The organism is Ruegeria sp. CG4, from assembly GCF_056537185.1.
In genome coordinates, this window is sequence record NZ_JBQFRB010000002.1 from 1 (window position 1) to 19,152 (window position 19,152).

At 58.3% G+C, this 19,152-nt stretch carries 17 protein-coding genes and 1 pseudogene; 13 read left to right on the plus strand and 5 right to left on the minus strand.

Annotation, left to right across the window (positions count from 1 at the left end; genetic code table 11):
* Positions 1-176, plus strand: a pseudogene (gene glyA, locus ACR0J2_RS06410) (serine hydroxymethyltransferase); the annotation flags it as partial.
* Between the two features lie 18 nt (positions 177-194).
* Positions 195-1,172, plus strand: a complete 978-nt coding sequence (locus tag ACR0J2_RS06415) for a CoA ester lyase (RefSeq protein ID WP_321253770.1) — start codon at positions 195-197, stop codon at positions 1,170-1,172.
* Between the two features lie 208 nt (positions 1,173-1,380).
* Here ACR0J2_RS06415 and ACR0J2_RS06420 read toward each other — a convergent pair whose 3' ends face one another.
* The gene (locus ACR0J2_RS06420; RefSeq protein WP_480812038.1) at positions 1,381-3,189 is read right to left on the minus strand and encodes a caspase family protein; all 1,809 of its coding nucleotides are present in this window, start codon (positions 3,187-3,189) and stop codon (positions 1,381-1,383) included.
* Between the two features lie 180 nt (positions 3,190-3,369).
* On the opposite strand from ACR0J2_RS06420, the gene ACR0J2_RS06425 reads away from it, so the two are divergent.
* Together ACR0J2_RS06425 and ACR0J2_RS06430 are read left to right on the plus strand one after the other, a co-directional pair.
* Complete coding sequence (locus tag ACR0J2_RS06425) at positions 3,370-4,023, plus strand: DUF928 domain-containing protein (RefSeq protein WP_480812039.1); 654 nt, start codon at positions 3,370-3,372, stop codon at positions 4,021-4,023.
* A gap of 38 nt (positions 4,024-4,061) precedes the next feature.
* A complete protein-coding gene (locus tag ACR0J2_RS06430) occupies positions 4,062-5,927 on the plus strand; it encodes a CHASE2 domain-containing protein (RefSeq protein ID WP_480812040.1) in 1,866 nt (621 codons plus the stop codon).
* A gap of 372 nt (positions 5,928-6,299) precedes the next feature.
* Here the strand turns inward: ACR0J2_RS06430 and ACR0J2_RS06435 are convergent, their stop codons facing one another.
* Together ACR0J2_RS06435 and ACR0J2_RS06440 are read right to left on the minus strand one after the other, a co-directional pair.
* On the minus strand, positions 6,300-7,397 hold the full coding sequence (locus ACR0J2_RS06435) for a Gfo/Idh/MocA family protein (protein WP_480812041.1): 1,098 nt from the start codon (positions 7,395-7,397) through the stop codon (positions 6,300-6,302).
* 12 nt (positions 7,398-7,409) lie between these two features.
* Positions 7,410-8,120, minus strand: coding sequence for a GntR family transcriptional regulator (locus ACR0J2_RS06440; protein ID WP_480812384.1), 711 nt, complete (start codon positions 8,118-8,120; stop codon positions 7,410-7,412).
* 105 nt (positions 8,121-8,225) lie between these two features.
* On the opposite strand from ACR0J2_RS06440, the gene ACR0J2_RS06445 reads away from it, so the two are divergent.
* Genes ACR0J2_RS06445 through ACR0J2_RS06470 form a run of 6 tightly spaced genes read left to right on the plus strand, consistent with a single transcriptional unit; the run spans position 8,226 to position 13,802 of the window.
* Positions 8,226-9,380 (plus strand): LLM class flavin-dependent oxidoreductase, encoded by a 1,155-nt coding sequence (locus tag ACR0J2_RS06445; protein WP_170806398.1) that lies wholly within the window; start codon positions 8,226-8,228, stop codon positions 9,378-9,380.
* Positions 9,380-10,270 carry an aldo/keto reductase gene (locus ACR0J2_RS06450; RefSeq protein ID WP_480812042.1) on the plus strand — a complete coding sequence of 297 codons (891 nt, stop codon included), beginning with the start codon at positions 9,380-9,382 and terminating at the stop codon, positions 10,268-10,270. Before ACR0J2_RS06445 ends, ACR0J2_RS06450 begins: the two co-directional genes overlap by 1 nt.
* On the plus strand, positions 10,270-10,785 hold the full coding sequence (locus tag ACR0J2_RS06455) for a flavin reductase family protein (protein WP_480812043.1): 516 nt from the start codon (positions 10,270-10,272) through the stop codon (positions 10,783-10,785). Before ACR0J2_RS06450 ends, ACR0J2_RS06455 begins: the two co-directional genes overlap by 1 nt.
* A 53-nt stretch (positions 10,786-10,838) precedes the next feature.
* A complete protein-coding gene (locus ACR0J2_RS06460) occupies positions 10,839-11,426 on the plus strand; it encodes a TRAP transporter small permease (protein ID WP_170614655.1) in 588 nt (195 codons plus the stop codon).
* The gene (locus ACR0J2_RS06465; protein WP_170680333.1) at positions 11,427-12,716 is read left to right on the plus strand and encodes a TRAP transporter large permease; all 1,290 of its coding nucleotides are present in this window, start codon (positions 11,427-11,429) and stop codon (positions 12,714-12,716) included. It begins immediately after the preceding gene.
* Between the two features lie 24 nt (positions 12,717-12,740).
* Complete coding sequence (locus ACR0J2_RS06470; protein ID WP_170680335.1) at positions 12,741-13,802, plus strand: TRAP transporter substrate-binding protein; 1,062 nt, start codon at positions 12,741-12,743, stop codon at positions 13,800-13,802.
* Between the two features lie 29 nt (positions 13,803-13,831).
* On the opposite strand, the gene ACR0J2_RS06475 is transcribed toward ACR0J2_RS06470, so the two are convergent.
* A complete protein-coding gene (locus ACR0J2_RS06475) occupies positions 13,832-14,302 on the minus strand; it encodes a tetratricopeptide repeat protein (protein WP_170680337.1) in 471 nt (156 codons plus the stop codon).
* Between the two features lie 27 nt (positions 14,303-14,329).
* Between ACR0J2_RS06475 and ACR0J2_RS06480 the strand changes: the two genes are divergently transcribed.
* Entirely contained in the window at positions 14,330-15,589 is a 1,260-nt protein-coding gene (locus ACR0J2_RS06480; RefSeq protein ID WP_480812385.1) for a cytochrome-c peroxidase, read from the plus strand.
* 30 nt (positions 15,590-15,619) lie between these two features.
* Here ACR0J2_RS06480 and ACR0J2_RS06485 read toward each other — a convergent pair whose 3' ends face one another.
* Positions 15,620-16,243, minus strand: coding sequence for a TetR/AcrR family transcriptional regulator (locus ACR0J2_RS06485; RefSeq protein ID WP_321253792.1), 624 nt, complete (start codon positions 16,241-16,243; stop codon positions 15,620-15,622).
* A gap of 137 nt (positions 16,244-16,380) precedes the next feature.
* Here ACR0J2_RS06485 and ACR0J2_RS06490 point away from each other — a divergent pair, with 137 nt between their 5' ends.
* Positions 16,381-16,845 carry a (2Fe-2S)-binding protein gene (locus ACR0J2_RS06490; protein WP_170680341.1) on the plus strand — a complete coding sequence of 155 codons (465 nt, stop codon included), beginning with the start codon at positions 16,381-16,383 and terminating at the stop codon, positions 16,843-16,845.
* Between the two features lie 3 nt (positions 16,846-16,848).
* Positions 16,849-19,035 carry a xanthine dehydrogenase family protein molybdopterin-binding subunit gene (locus tag ACR0J2_RS06495; protein WP_480812044.1) on the plus strand — a complete coding sequence of 729 codons (2,187 nt, stop codon included), beginning with the start codon at positions 16,849-16,851 and terminating at the stop codon, positions 19,033-19,035.
* The last annotated feature ends 117 nt before the right edge of the window (positions 19,036-19,152 follow it).

The window sequence follows — 19,152 nt, forward strand, 5'->3', positions numbered from 1 at the left end:
CCGGCACCACACGAGGCTTTGGCGAGGTTGAATTCCGCCAGATCGCGGACTGGATCATCGAGGTCGTCGACGGCCTCGCCGCCAATGGCGAGGACGGCAACGGCGCGGTCGAGGCCAAGGTCAAGGCCGAGGTCGCAGACCTCTGCGCCCGATTCCCCATCTACCCGAACCTGTAAGACGAAGGACCCAAACCCATGAGCTTTCATTCCATTGAACAGGCCCCCGCCCGCCTGAACCGCAGCGAACTGGCCGTCCCCGGCAGCCAGCCCGGCATGTTCGAAAAGGCGGCCAAGTCCGATGTGGACGTCATCTTTCTTGATCTGGAAGACGCAGTCGCACCGGACGAAAAGGAACAGGCACGCAGAAACATCATCGGGGCGCTGAACGATATCGACTGGGGCAACAAGACCATGTCGGTGCGGATCAATGGTCTGGATACTCACTACATGTACCGCGATGTGGTGGATGTGGTCGAACAGGCTGGAGAGCGGCTGGACCTGATTATGATCCCCAAGGTTGGCACCGCTGCTGATGTCTATGCCGTCGACATGATGGTCACGCAGATAGAAGACGCAAAAGGCTACAAGAAACGGATCGGATTCGAACATATCATCGAAACCGCGCTGGGAATGCAGAATGTCAGCGAGATTGCAGCAGCCTCGAAGCGCAACGAAAGCCTGCATTTCGGGGTCGCGGATTATGCGGCTTCGACCCGCGCACGGACCACGATCATTGGTGGTGTGAACCCGGACTATTCGGTTCTGACCGATCCTGACGCCGGGGCCAACCGGGCAACGCATTGGGGTGACATGTGGCACTATGCATTGGCGCGCATGGTCGTGGCGGCACGTGCAAATGGTCTGCGCCCCATCGACGGGCCATTCGGCGACTTCCAGGACCCCGAGGGATACAAGGCAGCCGCAAAGCGCGCCGCTGTTCTGGGTTGCGAAGGAAAATGGGCCATCCACCCCAGCCAGATCGCACTTGCGAACGAGGTGATGTCGCCCGGTGATGCCGAAGTGACAAAGGCCCAGCGCATTCTGGAAGCCATGGCCGAGGCCGAAGCTGCCGGAAAAGGCGCGGTTTCGCTGGATGGCCGCCTGATCGACTATGCCTCGATCCGGCAGGCCGAGGTGATGGTGGCGAAAGCGCGTCAGATCGCCGCTGCCTGACGTCACTAAATTCAGGTCTCACTTAGGACCTCTACGCATCCGCCAATAAGATCGCATTGGCGGATGCAAGCCCTGTCCCAATCTCCACGCAGACAGGCGAACAGACGCGGCTCAACGTTTCGGAAATGTGCGGCCTGACGCCTGACAATTCCGGAAGCTTCAAAACCTGACCAGGTCAAGGATTCAGGATTACGCCCGCTGGCGGTCGTCAGTTCAATCTGGCCTCCAACACGACCGAACGCACGTACCCACCCGAGCCATCGAACCATTTGGAAGGCACGACATTGCTCAGATCCCGCCTGCCGCGCTGCTCATACTGAAACTGGGCGAAAGCCTTGTTGCCTTTGCCGTGCGTCGTGTTGGGTTTTGACGGCAACCAGTTTGTGTATTTGACCGGCTCACCGCTATACCAGCGCCAGCCGATTATTGCATTGCCTTCACCGGGGTCCTTTCTGAAACCGAAATACGGCCCCGCCTTGTAACTGTAATTCGTCCTGCTGTCGTATCCGACGTCAAAAAAGGACGGGTCATTGGCAATCATGCGAACAATAAACGCATTCTCTTCGGCTGATGTTATTGCAGCAAGATCGACACCGCATTTCTGGGCTTCGCCGCGAGCATTCCGAATGTTGCCCGAGAAAACCATCACAATGTAAAGGCTGTCGCGAAACGTACCGTAGATGCTCTTTCTCAGCCCAAGACAGCCCAGGATCGACGTGATTTCCTCAGATTCGCCGAGCAACTCCAGTTCTTCGACGTTCTGACGAACTGCGAACGGGTTGCTGATGAAACTGTCGTCCGCCCCTTTTTGCAAACCGATCCCCAGACTGGCCAGCACGGCAAGATCTGCGTATCCGGTCTGCTCAAAACCATTCTCGGCCTGAAAAGACCGTATTCCAGCGCGTGTCCTTGGGCCAAAAGCGCCATCGGGCGTCCCAACATCAAAACCTGCTTTATTGAGTTCTTGCTGCAAACGCATTTTCTTTTCTCGATCCGGCAGCAACATGTCTTCCAACACACCGATACGCCCATCTTTTTTGACCCAATTTGGTGTTATTTCGGCCATACGGTTCAGCACTTCCGGTTCGACAATCGACGCCGCGCGGTATTTCTGGCTAATCAGACTCCAGCCCCGCATCGTGTTGACCGTCATCGCTGCTTCCATTTCGTCTTTGCGAGTTACAGTCGGTGCCAACGGAACAGGTGTAGCGGGTGCCTGTAATGCCGCCGTTTCCAGGCCAGGGACCAGAAAAATGTCCTGACCCGGAAGCGATCCATAGATGAAAGGCTCTTGAAAACCGTCCGTCAGTTCAAACACCCGGTCTCTTACCCGGCGGAACATCTTGCCCAGCTCCAACCCCGGCTGCTCGATATGCTCCAAAAGCGCCTGCGCGTAAGGGCTGTTCCGGCCTTCGCCATCCTGCGCCAGTGTGCCCCCGCGGGCGGCATATCCAACAACCACACCGCCCGGTTCCACCGCAGCCAGCCCGCGCCCGACCGACCGGGTCGCCGAAACGCGTGTCATCTGCGCCAGGAAAGGATTGTTCCGACAGGCGTCGACCAGCACGATTTTCAGCCCGGGGGCATCTGCAATGGCGTTCACGATCGCATCCAGACGGATGGCCTCGAACTCGACGTCCCGATCGCTTTTCAGCGTTGCGTTTACCGGTATCAGGTAGTTCGTGTTTTCGATTTCGATCCCGTGGCCGGCAAAATACACAAAAGCCACATCAGCGGCGGCGGCGGTTTCCGCAAAGTCGCGCAATGCGATGCGCATACCGTTGTAGTCGAGGTTCAGGCTTTCGGTGACTTCAAACCCAATGCGCCTGAGAGATGCCGAGATATCTTCGGCGTCATTGGCCGGGTTACTCAAGTCCGATACATGCTGATACGCGGAATTACCGATTACAAGCGCGACCCGGTTTTCCAGGGCTTCAAGCCGCAATGGTATCAGCAGGACAAGCAGGCCAAAGGACAGAAGCCAGATGCCAGTTCTCCAACAGCGACCAGAAGACATGCGCACTCACCCGAACTCATTCAAACAGCGCTGAGGACTTTAGCACAACTCTGCTCAACCTCAGAATCCGCCAGGGCAACGGGACACAGACGCGTCCCAAACTGGACTCTGACTTAGATCATGCTTACCGTTGCTTTTGAATGTTCTGTTTTATTAAGGGTTTACTGCGCGAGGCTTCGGGTGCCGTCGATCAGGGTTACAAAATTCGCACTGTTGTTCACGCTGGCACTGCCGGTGTTCTTTGACACTGGCGCTTTGGCGGCAAGTGAAGAACAAGTCACCAACGGGTCCAACGACGTTGTGTTTATCCCCCCTGAGATTGGTGCGCCCGGAGACCGAATGGGGGCCGGCACACGCGGCACACTTTCGGGCGATGACACAGAAATGCTGACGTTGTTGGTGCCGGAAGGTGGCGGCCTGACAACTCTTTCATCCCCCCCATTGGTCTGGCGTTTGGCACACGGCCACCGGGGAAACCTGATCATCGGCCTCAATCCACTTGGATCATTGGGCGTGGAGTTGCAATTACAGGGCCCATTTCCGCCGGGCGACTACGGGCTGGATCTTGGCAGGTCCGATTACACGCTGGAAACCGGCCGCATCTACGAATGGCATGTGGCGCTGATCGACCAGCAATCTGGCGCTGTTCTGGAGCGAGCGACAGCTTTGATCGAGCGGTTTCCGGATCAGATGAAGGCTCAGAACCCCGCAGCGGCAGGTCTTTGGTTCGACGCGCTTGCGCAACTGGTTGAAATTGGCCTCAGCGGTCGCGTGAGGGCCACTGACGCAACCGGGTTCGGGCAGCTTCTAGAAACAGCCGGTGTGGGCCGTTGAAATCAGAAGGTCAAAGACAGGCATGGCTGAGACCGTCAATGCTGATGCCAGTCTGGCAAAGCTGGGCACTGGTCGGCTTGATCACCCTTGTTGTCGGAGGTCTATTGGTCGAATTGCGGTTGAAGGGTCTGCTTGAGCCTCTCCAACGTGCCCAATACGACTGGACCACGTCGGTGCTTGCAACCTCTGAACAAACGAAAGATGTCCTTCTTGTCGCCATTTCCGACGACGATCTCGGGCAATGGGGTTGGCCAGTCCCCGACGCGCAGATCGCACAGCTGACGGAAACCTTGCTGGCTGCCGGCGCGACCGCAGTCGGGATCGATATATACCGGGATGTTCCTGCGGGCGATGGCCGGGACAGGCTGATCAACATACTGAACGATCCCAGAGTTGTCGTGATCTCGAAACTGGCCGACGCAGGCGGGACAGGTATCGACGCACCTGCAGGGGTAAAAACCGGGTTTTCGGACATTCCGATTGACCCCGATGGCGTTGTGCGGCGCGCCCTTCTGCTGGTCAACACGCCGGATGGGATCGCAGTGTCGCTATCAATGCAACTGGCGGCGATTTTTTCATCAAGCCCCCCATTGCAAAGCGACCCGGATAATCCGCGTTTTCTGGCCTTTGGGACAACGACCGCAGAGCCATTGGCCAAAGGGCAGAACTTGTTTCGCAACGCCGATACCGCCGGTTATCAGATCATGATCGATTATCTGAATGATCTTCCGATTGCCCACCGAGTCCCCGCAGCAGATGTATTGGCTGGGAAAGAGCTGGCGCAATTCGACGGAAAGACTGTCATCATCGGTGTTACCAGCCACTCGGTTAAGGACTACTTTTCGACACCCCTCAATCGGGCAACCGGGGCCAGTTTCACTTTCGGCGCGGAAGTTCACGCAGCCATTGCGCAACAGCTGATCGACTATTCGAATGATTTGCGTTCTCCGTTGAGCTCTCTGAGCGACCTTGCCTCCTCTATCATCATCCTGCTTTCAACATTTGCCGGCGCATGTGTGGCTGTATTCGTTCGAGTGACTTCGCGGGCCATCGGTTCGGCGACGGTGGGCGGGGCGGTCTTATTTGCCGGTCTGTCCGCCCTTCAAGCGGCAGCCCTGCTGGCGCCTGCAGCGACCACGTTGTTGGGCTGGGCTATTGGGTTTCTCATCGGGTTCGCCGTTATCGCCGGAATTTCACGCAACCAAAGACGCGCCATCGTTCAGGTGTTTTCATCACACCTGTCCGAGGAGCTTTCCGCCGAAATATGGCAGCAGCGAAAAAGACTGCTGTCCGGTGGCAAGCCAAGATCCCGCCGTCTGTTCGTCACCGCACTGCTGGCCGATATCGAAGGTTCAACGCGGGTCGGCAATTCGATGGATGCGGAAGATTTCATGGTGTGGGTATCGCGCATATTGGACAGGTTGGGTGAAATCGCACGCGAACATGGCGGGTTTGTCGAAAAGTTCACCGGAGATGGAATCCTCGTCGTATTTGGCGCTCCGATACCAAGCGAGACAGAAAGCCAACGGCAGGTCGACGCCCAGTCAGCCCTGCAATGTGCGCGCGCCATGCGCCAGGCCGCGATCGCACTGAACGCAGAATTGAACGATCAGCCGAAATACAATCTGCGAATTGCACTGAACAGCGGCGAGGCATTGGGAGGAACGCTGGGCGTGAGCGGCTCGCTGCACTACAATGTGATCGGTGACACAATCAACGTGGCCGCAAGACTGGAAAGCTGGACAAAATCCCTTGATCGCGACAGCGGCGGGTTCCGCCCTGTGTGCATGACCATGGCCACTGCGCGCACCATTGACCCCAATCGTGAATGGCCCGTGCTGTCCTCATTCCTTCACGACGATGGGGTTACCGATATTCAGGTCGTCGCCGTCGAAATGGAATAATGAGTACGGCCTTCTGAAAAATGTGCCGTGCTGGCAGAGCGTCGTGGGCACTCAACCTCCGCAATTGCATAGGTGCCTGCGCACCCCTCCACGGAAACAAGGGCTAGTACTGAACGCAGGAGAGTCAGGCAGTCTTTTGCACATAGGACTTTCCGCGATTTCAAAACGCCAGCGGATTGCCCTTGAAAGTAGTGCAGCGACGTCTCTTTTTGTGTGAAGAACCAGAATCAGTATCACAATCTTCAGCGACGCTCGACCACGTTAAGGTTACCGATCAAAGTATTGAATTGTCACTGCTCTGCATCGCTACACCAACCGAAAAAGAAAACTGCCTGCGCGATGTTTGATGACGAACATGGGCTGATCCACTCCTCACTCCAACAAGCGAACAGTCTCGCCCGTTTCCAGCGCCTTCTGGGCGGCAAGACCCATCTTCACGGCCCAGATACCATCACGCAAACTCACATCCGGGCCCGCCTTTTTGCCGCGCAACAGATCCAGGAACCCTTTGTGCTGATAGAATGTCGACCCGTTGTGATCCCCCGCCGCCAGAAGACGGGGATCGACGGGGATTTCCTGCGCGACAGGTCCTTTCGGATCCCGCGGGCTTAGAATAACCTGCGGCACCGGCGGCTCACCCAGATGCTTTGGCCAGAACCGGCCCGGCCCCGGCACCAGTGCTTCGATTTTTGCCTCCGGACCCACGGCCGAAATTTCTTCCTGATAGCGAGAGCCTTCCGCAAACATGCACAATTCCAGCATGGCTCGTGCGCCATTGGCAAAGTCGACAAGCACATAGCCGTGATCAAGAATATCAGGCACCTCGCCGTCATAGCTCTCGTTCAGATGGTTTACGGCCTGTCCGCCGCTGGCCGAGATGCGCACCGGGTCAGAGTGCAGGATCAGGCGCATCAGGTCGAAGAAATGGCAACATTTCTCGACAAAGGTTCCACCGGTGTTGCGATTGAACCGGTTCCAGTTGCCGACCTTCTCCAGAAACGGAAAGCGATGTTCGCGGATCGTCAACATACGGACCCCACCCGTTTCCCCGATCTTCTCGATCAGCGCAGCTATGGGTGGCATATAGCGATACTCCATCGCTACCCAGATCGGATGCGGATAATCGCGCTGCAAACGCTCCATCCGCGCCGCATCCTGCGGGTCGGTGAACAGGGGTTTTTCTACCAGCAGCGGCAGCGGGCGCATCTGAGCGATCTCGCAGATCTGCTCGACATGCAGGTGGTTCGGGCTGGCGATAACCAGACAGTCCAGCTCATTGACCGCCAGCAACTCCTGCACGGACCCCACCAGAACCGCATCCGGTGCGATGGCTTTCGCGGCATTTGCCATTGCCGGGTCAGGTTCGAAAATCGCCGCAACGCGCGCGCCTTCCAACAAGCCGATATTGTGCAGGTGTTCCTGCCCCATCATGCCGCATCCGATCAGCCCGTAATTGATGACCCGGGTCATGCGCGTTTCCTTTTACTTCAAACGTTGGACATAGGTGGCCCGATCGGGATCGAACCATGTTTTTGAGAACTCAACGGGCGCCGCCCCTTCAGACCAGCTGAACCGCTCGATATACCCTACGATCTGACCGGCGGGCTTGGTAAAGTCAGGTGGTGTCCAGTCGGGCAGCGCACCGACCGAAACCCGGTCCTCGGCCCGGGTGATCCAGAACCCCAAATGGTGCTGGTAGTAGCGGTAGAGAGAATCCGACAGCAGGTTGCGATCAATCCGACCGGCTGATTCGTCCAGCCAGATTTCCTCGACCGCGATAATTGTGTCATTCAGATAACGCATCCGGCGCACGCGGGACCCGGTTTCGGCGGTACCAAAATTTGGCAGATCAGACGGCTTGCGCAGATAGTCGACCGACAGGATATCCGCCCGCGGCAGGCCGCCCCCTTCGGGCAGTTCCAGCCGGAACATCGCGTAAACGCTGTTCTGGGTTCCCGTCTCGCGAACATAGTTTCCCGAACCCTGAATGCGTTCCAGCATCCCCTTTTTCTCAAGCTCCGATAGCGATTTTCGCAGCGTCCCGACCGAGACCTGAAGTTCGGCCGCCATATCCCGTTCGGGCGGCAGGCGTTCCCCGTCGATAAGACGGCCCGCCGCAATATCGCGGATCAGAAGTTCCGCGATCTGAACATAGATCGGCAATGCGTTTGGGTTTCGGCTGGTTGGGGACACGTCTGGCGCTTCATTCGGTCGCAGGAAAAATTGATACACTATTGATCTACATCAATGCGGTTGCTACGCAAGAGGAAAGTGGAAACCGCGCGGAGAACGACTCAGATGACCATCGTCCCCATCACTTCGCCCGATCTGGACGCGGCAGAAGTATCGTGGTTCGCGGCGCTGTGCTCGGACGATTATCAGTTTCTGGGCGTGCCGGATGGCAATCTGCGGTCCAGCTGGGAACATTGCTCCGGCATCGTGAAAGAAGCTGAAGCGCAAGGGTTTCGAAACATTCTGTGCCCCTCGTCCTATCAGGTCGGGCAGGACACGCTGAGCTTTGTGGCGGGCTGTGCACCAATCACAGATAGGATCAATTTGCTGGCCGCGGTTCGCTGTGGCGAAATGCAGCCAATCATGCTGGCTCGTACCATCGCAACGCTGGATCACATGCTGAAGGGGCGGCTGACGGTCAATATCATCTCGTCCGATTTTCCCGGCGAAAAGGCTGAAAGCGCCTATCGTTATCAGCGCTCTCGCGAGGTGGTGGAAATTCTGAAACAGGCCTGGACCCAGGATGAGATCAATCATGCGGGCGAAGTCTATAACTTCTTGGGCCTGACGACCGATCCGGCCAGGCCCTATCAGACCGGTGGTCCGTTGCTGTACTTCGGCGGCTATTCTCCGTCGGCCCTGGAACTTTGCGGCGAGCACTGTGACGTCTATCTGATGTGGCCGGAAACCAAGGATCAACTGGCCGAACGGATGAAAGCCGTCCATGCGGTCGCCGAGAACTACAACCGAACACTGGATTACGGCCTGCGCGTGCACATGATCGTCCGCGATACCGAGGCCGAAGCGCAGGAATACGCGGACTACATCGTCTCGAAACTCGACGATGAATATGGGCGCGCCATTCGTGAACGCGCGCTAGATGCAACCTCGCTGGGTGTGGCGCATCAGGCCAAGAACCGCGATCTGGCGGATGAATATGGCTATGTCGAACCCGGTCTGTGGACCGGCGTTGGCCGCGCAAGGTCCGGTTGCGGAGCCGCGCTGGTCGGGTCGACCGATCAGGTTATGTCCAAGATCGAAGAGTATCGGAAAATGGGCATCCGCGCGTTCATCTTCTCGGGCTATCCGCACATGGATGAAGCCAGGCACTTTGGCGCCCGCGTATTGCCCAATCTGAAAACCTGCTCGCTTCCCGAAGAATACGGGCGCGTGCCAAAGACGACCCCGGCCACACCGCTGGGCAACGGAGTTCGCCGCTGATGCAACGTGTAAAACTATCGGACACGCTGGAATTGAGCCGCCTTGTCTACGGAATGTGGCGGCTGGGCGATGACACTGATACCTCGGCGAACCATGTCGAAGCCAAAATCCAGTCCTGCCTGGATCAGGGCATCACCACCTTCGATCAGGCTGACATCTATGGCGGCTACGCAGCCGAAGCTGTGCTGGGTGCTGCGATGCGCGCCAATCCCGGCCTGCGCCAGCGGATGGAAATCGTTACCAAATGCGACATCATCGCACCTGTCGGGCGGTATTCGGATGCGAAGGTCAAATACTATGACACCTCGCGCGCGCATATCCTGCAGTCGGTCGACACCTCGCTTTCGGAAATGGCCATCGACCATATCGACTTGCTGCTGATCCACCGCCCCGACCCGTTGATGGACCATCATGAAACTGGCGCAGCACTGGATGAAGTTGTCACCAGCGGCAAAGTGCGCGCGGTCGGCGTGTCCAACTTCCGCCCTTGGGACTGGACACTGCTGCAATCGGCGATGAAGACCCAACTGGTCTCCAACCAGATCGAGATTTCTTTAGGCGAGATCAGCCCCTTCACCAATGGCGATCTGGCGTTCCATCAGCAGCATGGGCAACCGGTCATGGCGTGGTCGCCGTTGGGCGGCGGAATGTTGATGGCCGGGAACCCTCCGGTCGGAGTGGTGGCAGACGAAATCGCGCATGAGTTCGGGGTGGACCGGGCCGCCGTGGCGGTGGCTTTCCTGCTGGCGCATCCGGCGGACATTCTGCCGGTGCTGGGCACCAACAACCTGGAACGGATCAAGCGCATCTCGGACGCACTGAAGGTCAATCTGGATCGTGAAAGCTGGTTCCGCCTGTACGAGGCGGCGCTGGGGCATGAGGTACCATGATGAACGCAATTTCAAAGGACCTGACCCGCACCTTCATTCCGCACAAGGACGACACCCGCAGCCTGCGCGACGCCTTTGGCCGCTTTGCCACCGGTGTTACCATCGTCACCTGTGACAGCAAAGACGGACCGATATGCATCACGGCGAACAGCTTCTCGTCCTTGTCACTGGATCCGCCTCTGATCATGTGGGCTGCAGACCGCAATTCGCGCCGGTTCCCCTATTTCCACAAGGCGCGGCATTTCACCGTTCACGTGTTATCGTCTGAACAGGACGCACTTTGCTTTGGCTGTTCCAAGGACGCCCATGCGCTGCGTGACATCCGACATGAGCGTTGCACAAACGGAACGCCGCTGTTGCCGGATTGTCTGGCACGTTTTGAATGCGAGCAGCACGCCTATCACGATGCAGGCGATCACGTGATCGTGGTGGGCAAAGTCCTGAAGGCCAGCATGAGCGACGGAGACGCACTGACCTTCTATGCCGGAAAACTCGGCCAATTCGCGAAGAAATAAGCGCGTTCTGACGACTGCGGGACGAACCCGCAGCTGAACTTGGGAGGATCCGCATGGGCGGACTGGCATCGGTGCTTGCACCGATTGCATTCGTGAACGAAACCGTGCTGCGTCTGGGCCGCGCGGTTGGCGTTGTTGCGATTGCATTGATGGTGATCGCAATCCTGATTCAGGTGTTCTTCCGATATGTCCTGGGCAACGCTCTGCCCTGGCCGGATGAAGCCGCCCGGTTCTGCATGCTCTGGATGACCGGCCTGATGGCTCCGACGGCTTTTCGGCGTGGCGGCTTCGTGGCGATTGACATGTTGCAACGGTTCTTGCCACGCCTGCTGGGCCAGTCCCTCAATCTGTTCTTGTTGCTGATCTCGCTGATCGTCCTGCTGGTCGCCGTCAATATCGGCTGGTCTGAAGTCACAGGCTTTGGCGGCAGATTTGCCACTGCTGCTTTGTACCTGCCAACATCGTTCGGTTTCGATGAATGGTACCGTATTCCCCGCAGTTGGATGATGGCCTCGCTGCTGGTAGGGATCATCCTGCTGATCTCGGTGAATATCGAGCTGATCCTGCGATCCCTGATCACCATGCTGGGCGGCGCACATCTTCTGCCGGAAATTCCCGAAGCAGCCGTGGGGGCCGAATAGATGCTGATCTGGTTCCTGCCCACTTTCCTGGTTTTCCTGTTGATTGGCCTGCCGGTCTTTTTCGCGCTGCTGGCCGCGCCGGGTATCCTGCTGTGGCTCAACGGCCAAACGAATGACATTACGCTGCTCTATCGCAATGTCTATAATGGCATGGACAGCTTTCCGCTGATGGCCATCCCCTTCTTCATGCTCGCCGGAGAACTGATGAACCGGGGCGGCATCACCATTCGCCTTGTCGAGTTCTCGCAGGCCCTGATGGGGCACCTTCGCGGTGGACTGGCACATGTGAACGTGCTGAGCTCGATCCTGTTCGCCGGCCTCTCGGGCTCTGCCGTGGCCGACACATCCGCCTTGGGGTCAATGCTGATCCCAGCGATGGAGAAACAGGGCTATACCCGCAAATTCGCCGCGGCGATTACGGCGGCCAGTTCGGTTATCGGGCCGATCATCCCGCCCTCGGGCATCATGATCATCTATGCCTATGTCATGGGTGAAAGCGTCGCCGCCCTGTTTCTGGCCGGAATTGTACCCGGGATCATGGTCGGCGTCGGTCTGATGGTGATGATCAAGTTCATGGCTGATCGCTATGATTTCCCGGTCGCCAGCCGGAAATACACCTGGGATGAACGCCGCCAGGCCAGCCTCAAGGCGTTCTTTCCGCTGATGACACCCGTGATCATTCTCGGCGGCATTCTGGGCGGCATCTTCACGCCGACCGAAGCCGCTGCTGTCGCGGTCGGCTATGCGTTCATCATCGGTTTTTTCGTCCTGCGCACGCTGACACTGAAGGAAGTGCCTGAGGTTCTCAGTAATGCGGGCATGACCTCGGCCGTTGTGTTGCTGCTGGTCGGCGCCGCGATGGCATTCAAGACGGTGGTCAGCCTCAGCCACGCGCCCGAACAGCTGGCCTCGCTGATCCTCAGCCTGTCCGAAAATCCGTTGATCCTGCTGTTTCTGATCAACCTGCTTCTGTTCATCGTCGGCATGTTTCTGGACGCAGGTCCCGCGATCATCATACTGGGCCCGATCCTTGGCCCCATCTTCACCAGCCTAGGCGTCGATCCGATCCATTTCGCCATTATCATGAGCGTCAACCTGACTGTTGGTCTCGCCACGCCACCCATGGGGCTGGTACTGTTCGTGGCCGCCGCCGTGTCGCGCGAACGGGTCGAAACCATCGCCAAGGCGATCCTGCCGTTTCTGGCAGTCGAAATCATCGTGATCTTTCTGATCACCTATGTCCCCGCACTATCCATGACGATCCCGAGGATAACGGGATTTGCAAACTGACTGAGTACCACAGGGAGGAAACGCATGCTCAGACAATTTATCAAAACCGCTGCGGTGGCCACATCGCTTGTGGCCGCGTCCGCCATGGCCGCTGCGGCCGCAGATTACACGCTGCGGGCAACTGCGAACTCGAATGAAAACGACGAAGACTACGACGGCCTGATCGTTTTCAAGAACTATGTCGAGGCCGCGTCGAACGGAGCTATCGAGGTCGAGTTGTTCATCGGAACACAGCTGTGTTCGAACGGCGCGGAATGCCTGCAGGGCGTGGCTGACGGCACCATCGACATCTACATTTCCACTTCCGGCGGGGCCTCGGGCATCTTCCCATATGTGCAGGTTCTGGACCTGCCCTATCTGATGGCCGATGACCGGATTGCCGAGCATGTGCTGTCCGGTGACTTCACCCGCACCATGCGTAACATGGCGCTGGAAGATTCTGGCGGCGCGATCCGCCTTATGACCATCGGCAACACCGGTGGCTGGCGCAACTTCGCCAACACACAGCGCCGCATCGCCGAGCCTGCCGATATGGAAGGTCTGAAAATCCGTACCGTGGTCGCAGACCTGCCGCAGGAACTGGTGAAAGCACTGGGTGCATCCCCTACGCCGATCCCGTGGCCTGAGCTGTTTACCAGCTTCCAGACCGGCGTCGTTGAGGGCTCGAAGAATGGCATCACGGACATCATGGGCATGAAATTCCCTGATGCGGGTCTGCAATTCGTCACGCTGGATGGCCACGCCTACATGGGGGCGCTGTGGTGGATGAACAACGCCAAGTTCCAGGAAATGCCCGAGGACCTGCGCCGTGTGGTTGTCGACGGCTTCTATGCGTTGCAGCAGGCCACCTTTGCCTCGCCCAAGCGCAAGTCGATTCAAGCTTATGAGGATTTCGTCGCCGGTGGAGGTGATCTTTATGTCCTGACGCCCGACCAAAAGGCTGCGTTCAAGGAAGCCGCAACCCCCGTCTATGAGTGGTTCCAGTCCAACGTGGCCCGTGGTGATGAGATTTTTGGTGCGCTGACCGACGCGGTTGCTGCGGCTGAGGCCGACGTGAACGCGTCACGTGACGCGGATCTGAACTGATCTGGCGGGTCGGGCCTGTGGCCCGGCCCTCACCGAAACGGGTACATCCACCCTTTGTAATCGTTCACCAGAACATGCGCCCTTTCGATCTGCTCCGGCGACATTTTCTTGACCACTTCCTCAAGGCTGATCGCCGCGTCGGGATCGCCGCCAATGGCGCTGAGCGTGTACCACATGTAGGCCCGCACCAGATCGGGCGCGGGCATGCCAAGACCCAGCTCATAGTACCAGCCCACACCAGACTGCGCCCCGGGATGCCCTTTCATCGAGGCCCGCAGGTACCATTCGAACGCCCGTTCGTAATCCTGCGCGACTCCAAGACCCAACCCGTACATCACACCGATCAACTCTTCGGCTTCGGCATTGCCCGATCGGGCGGCCGGCAACAATTCCTCGCGCGCAGCTTCGAACTCTCCGGCCTCCATCATGTCGCGGGCCTGTTCCAACTCGGCCAGCGCAGGCGTCGCAAGACAGAAAAGGGCAAATACAAACTGGCGCATGGGGTGGCTGCTCTCCTTTGGGGCGGGATGGCGGCAGCGCAGGACTTGCCGCGCCCTTTGACCGACGATGACTTCATTTCTTTTGATATGAAACAGGCCGCCATTGGTCATCAACTGTTTTACGATCCAATCCTGTCGGGCAACCGGAACATCGCTTGCGCCCATTGCCACCATCCGGATTTCGGAACATCTGACGGGTTATCGTTGGGTATTGGTGAGGGCGGACAGGGGCTGGGACCGAAGCGTACCCCCGGAACCGGAGCCGACAGAATCCGCAAACGTATCCCGCGCAATTCTCCGGGTCTGTGGAACCTTGGCGCGAAAGACATTCACACGGTTTTTCACGATGGACGGCTCAGTGTTTCCGACGTCTACGGCAACGGCTTCAACTCCCCTGCGCAGGAATGGCTGCCGGAGGGGCTGAATTCTCTTCTGGCCGCGCAGGCGCTTTTTCCACTGACATCACAATTCGAAATGGCCGGGAACGTGGCTGAAAATCAGGTCACCGGAGCGGTACATGACCGGATCGACAAAGGCTGGCCGATCCTAGCCAAGCGTGTTCGTACCGAGCCTCGGTATGGCCCTGCCATGGTCGCGGCCTTCGATGAAATCGAAACCACCGAAGAAATCACGATCACCCAGATCGCCAATGCGCTGGCGGCTTTCATGGCCATCGAATGGCGCAGCACGGACAGCCCGTTCGACCAATTTCTGGCGGGCGATGCCGATGCCCTTTCACTTAAGCAGAAAAACGGCATGAACCTGTTTTATGGAAAGGCAAAATGCGCCACCTGCCATTCCGGGCCTTTGATGTCAGATCAGAAGTTTCACGCGTTGGGCCTGCCGCCCTTCGGCCCCGGCCGCACCCGACAATGGGACCCTTTTGTACGCGACGTGGGCCGAATGGGTGAAAGTGACCGGCTGGAGGACGCCTACCGTTTCCGCACCCCGATGCTACGCAACGTTGCCCTGACCGCACCTTACGGCCATAACGGCGCATTCCCGGACCTTGAAAGCATGATCCGCCATCATCTGGACCCACAAACCAGTCTGGCGAACTGGACACGCGACATGGCGGCTCTGCCCCCGGTTCCCTGGCTTCAGGATGCGGACTTTGTCGTTTGGGACGACCGGTTTGAAATGGAACGTCAGCGCAACAAGGTCGATATTGCCCAAGTCACATTGACCGACGCGGAAATCGACAACCTCGTGGCCTTTCTGCATTCCTTGACGGGTGTCAGCGTAGACGCCCCGCCCTTTGGCGTACCAGCAGGGTTCGTTCCCTAGCGCATCTTACTCAAAACAAAGAAAGGGTTCTCAGGGTCTAGACGCCGCGGCTCCCGGACCATAGCGGCACAGCATCATATCGACGCTGCTTTCGATGGTTTCGGTCATTTCCGCGTGGCTGAGCACGCCGCCACTGAACATCATGGGCCAGAACGCCTTTGCCTTGATCAGTCCGATAAACTCCTTACCCGCCTGATCAGCGTCTTCGATCTGCAACTGGCCGTCCTTGGCGGCGTCTTTCAACATGGCGATGAATGTCGAGGTCTTGTCCAGCTTGCCCTGTGCTGCCGCCGCCAGATCCGGGTTGCGCAAAGTTTCGCTGATAATCATCCGCGACATCGCAATCACGTCCGGGCGCATCAGAATCCGGCCCTCAGCCCAGGCCAGATCCGTCAACTGCTCGCGAATATCGCGCCCCGGCTGATACCGGATCTCCAGGACTTCGGCAAAACGGCCGGACAGTTCGGCTACAATTGAACGAAAGAGATTTTCCTTACTTTCAAAGTACTTGTAAAGCGTGCGCTTTGACACTTCGGCCCGCGCCGAAATGCGATCCATACTGGCAGAAGCAAAGCCCTTGTCCTGAAACTCGGCCACGGCGGCCTCAATGATCTGGGCGTATTTGGACTCATTCGGTGAATTGCATTCGTTCATGTTCCACCTATAGACCCATCACGTCCGGCCGGTCAAACAACTGTGTAAACTTGAGAGTTTACACAAGCTGATTTGACACTTAAGGTAAACGCGCCAGTTTACCGATTCAGGTATCCAGCCCAACAGGAGAACCCCTCATGGCTCTGACATTGAAGTTAAACGGTGAAACCCACACGGTCGACGCCGAACCCGGCACGCCCCTGCTCTGGGTGATCCGGGACGAACTCAAACTGACCGGCACCAAGTTCGGGTGTGGTGTCGCATCGTGCGGTGCCTGTACCGTACACGTGAACGGCGAACCAGTTCGTTCGTGCCAGACCTTTGTAGAAGACATTGAAGACGCAGAAATCACCACAATTGAAGCCGTTGGCGACGGAAAGATCGGCGCAGCAGTGCAACAAGCCTGGGTCGAACTGGACGTGGTCCAGTGCGGTTATTGCCAGTCCGGTCAGGTGATGTCGGCGGTCGGACTTCTGTCAGAAAACCCAAAGCCCAGCGTCGAAGAGATTGATGACTACATGTCCGGCAATGCCTGCCGCTGCGCCACTTACCAACGCATCCGCGCCGGTATTCAGCGCGCTTCTGAAATTCTGGAGGCCTAATCCATGACCATCAACACTTCTCGCCGTGGATTTCTGAAAGGCGCTGCTGCCGCTGGTGCCGTCCTGCTGGTTGGCGCCCGCCCCGATGGCGTTCTGGCTGCGGCCTCATCCGAGACTGCGCAGTTCAACCCGTTCGTGAAAATTGACGCCGATGGCACCGTGACCGCCATCGTCAAGCACTTTGAAAAGGGTCAGGGCCCTGCAACCGGTTTGCCAACGCTGATCGCCGAGGAAATCGGCCTGACCATGGATCAGATCGAATACGAGTTCGCGCCCTCTGATCCGAACGTCTATAACAACCTGCTGTTTGGCCCCTTCCAGGGCACGGGCGGGTCGACCGCGATGGCAAACTCGTGGCTGCAGTACCGCCAGGCCGGTGCTGCTGCGCGTGAAATGCTGATCACTGCGGCTGCCCAAAGCTGGGGTGTGGATGCGTCAGGCATCACTATCGAGGAAGGCATTGTCAAGGCGGGCGACAACTCCGCACCGATTGCGGAGTTCGTTGCGGCGGCCTCTCAATTAGAGGCTCCGGCCGAGCCGCGCCTGAAAGACCCGTCAGAGTTCCGTCTGATCGGCAACGAAGCGGTGCGCCGCAAGGACTCGGCCATCAAGGGCAATGGTCAGGCTATGTATGCCATGGACGTTCACCTGCCCAACCAGATGGTTGCCATGATCAAGCGCCCGGAGTCGAAGGGCGGCGTCGCGCTTGGTTTTGACGACAGCGCGTCGAAAGAGGTTAAGGGTTACATCAACGCCGCCGTCCTGCCCAACCAGGCGGGCGTCGCGGTTTATGCCGAAAACACCTGGGCCGCGATTCAGGCACGTGACGCGCTTGAGGTCGAATGGGACATGTCGGGTGCCGAAACCCGCGACTCGGATCAGATCAGGACCGAGATCATGGCCGCCCTGGACGCTGAACCCACGTACAACGTGAACAAGGCAGACGTTGCGGCTGTGGCGGCGGCCATCGAAGGCGCGGAAAAGGTAGTCGAAAAGACCTTCTACTTCCCGCTGCTGGCGCATGCGCCGATGGAGCCGCTGAACTGCACCATCGAACAGACGGCCGAAGGCGACATCGTCCTGCATGACGGGGCGCAGATGCCAACCGGCCCGCATATGGCCTATCAGCAGATCTTCCAACTGCCGCCTGAGAAGATCCACATCAAGACGATGCTGGCCGGTGGCTCGTTCGGTCGTCGCGCAACGCCGGATGCGGATTATCAGGTCGAGGCCGCGCTGGCTTTTGTGATCACCGACCGTTCGCGCCCTGTGAAACTGGTCTGGACACGAGAGGATGACATTCGCAGCGGTTATTACCGACCTGCATTTGGCCACAAGGTGCGTGTGGGTCTGGATGGAGAAGGCAACATCGTTGGCTGGCAGCATCAGGTGGCCGGACAATCGGTGATCAAAGGCACGCCGTTCGAAGCCGTTCTGGTAAAAGACGGGATCGACCACAGTTCGATCGAGGGGATTGCTGACAGCCCGTACACAATCCCCGGCATGGCTCTGGGTCTGACCGACACGCCCAAAGCTACAACCGTTCTGTGGTGGCGCTCGGTCGGTCACACCCACACCGGCTACGTGATGGAGGCCATGATGGACCTTGTCGCCGAAACAGCGGGCCGTGATCCGGTGGAGTTCCGTCTGGCACATCTGGCAGATACCAGCGACGCCGATCAACAGCGCAAAGCAGGCGTCCTGAAACTTGCCGTTGAAAAAGCTGACTGGGGCAACGCACCGGCAGGTCGCGCGCAAGGGATTGCCGTGCACAAATCCTTCGGATCCTACGCGGCTCAGGTCGTCGAGGTTTCGGGCGATCCAGAGAACGGCATCAAGATCGAAAAGGTCACTTGCGCCGTGGATTGCGGGATTGCGGTGAACCCCGATGTGGTGCGCGCCCAGATGGAGGGTGGTATCGGCTACGGTATCGGTCATGTCATGCGGGATCAGATCACGCTGACCGGAGGTGTCGTGGACCAGTACAACTTCCCGGACTACGAGCCTTTGCGCATCGGCGACATCGCAGAGATCGAAGTTCATATCGTACCTTCCGCCGAGGCCCCGACCGGTGTCGGTGAGCCGGGCACCCCCCCCTCGGCCCCAGCCCTTGCCAACGCGATCCGCGCGCTTTCGGGCATCAAGGTGACCTCGTTGCCAATGGCGGAAAACGGCGTCAACTTCGTCTGACGTCCTGTGGTCCCGCGCCAGCGTTGGTTGGCGCGGGACTCAAAGCCTTCTCCGCCTACAGGATAAATTTGATCAAATTCCGTGACAAGACGCGCGGTCTCGACTACATCTCGGGAA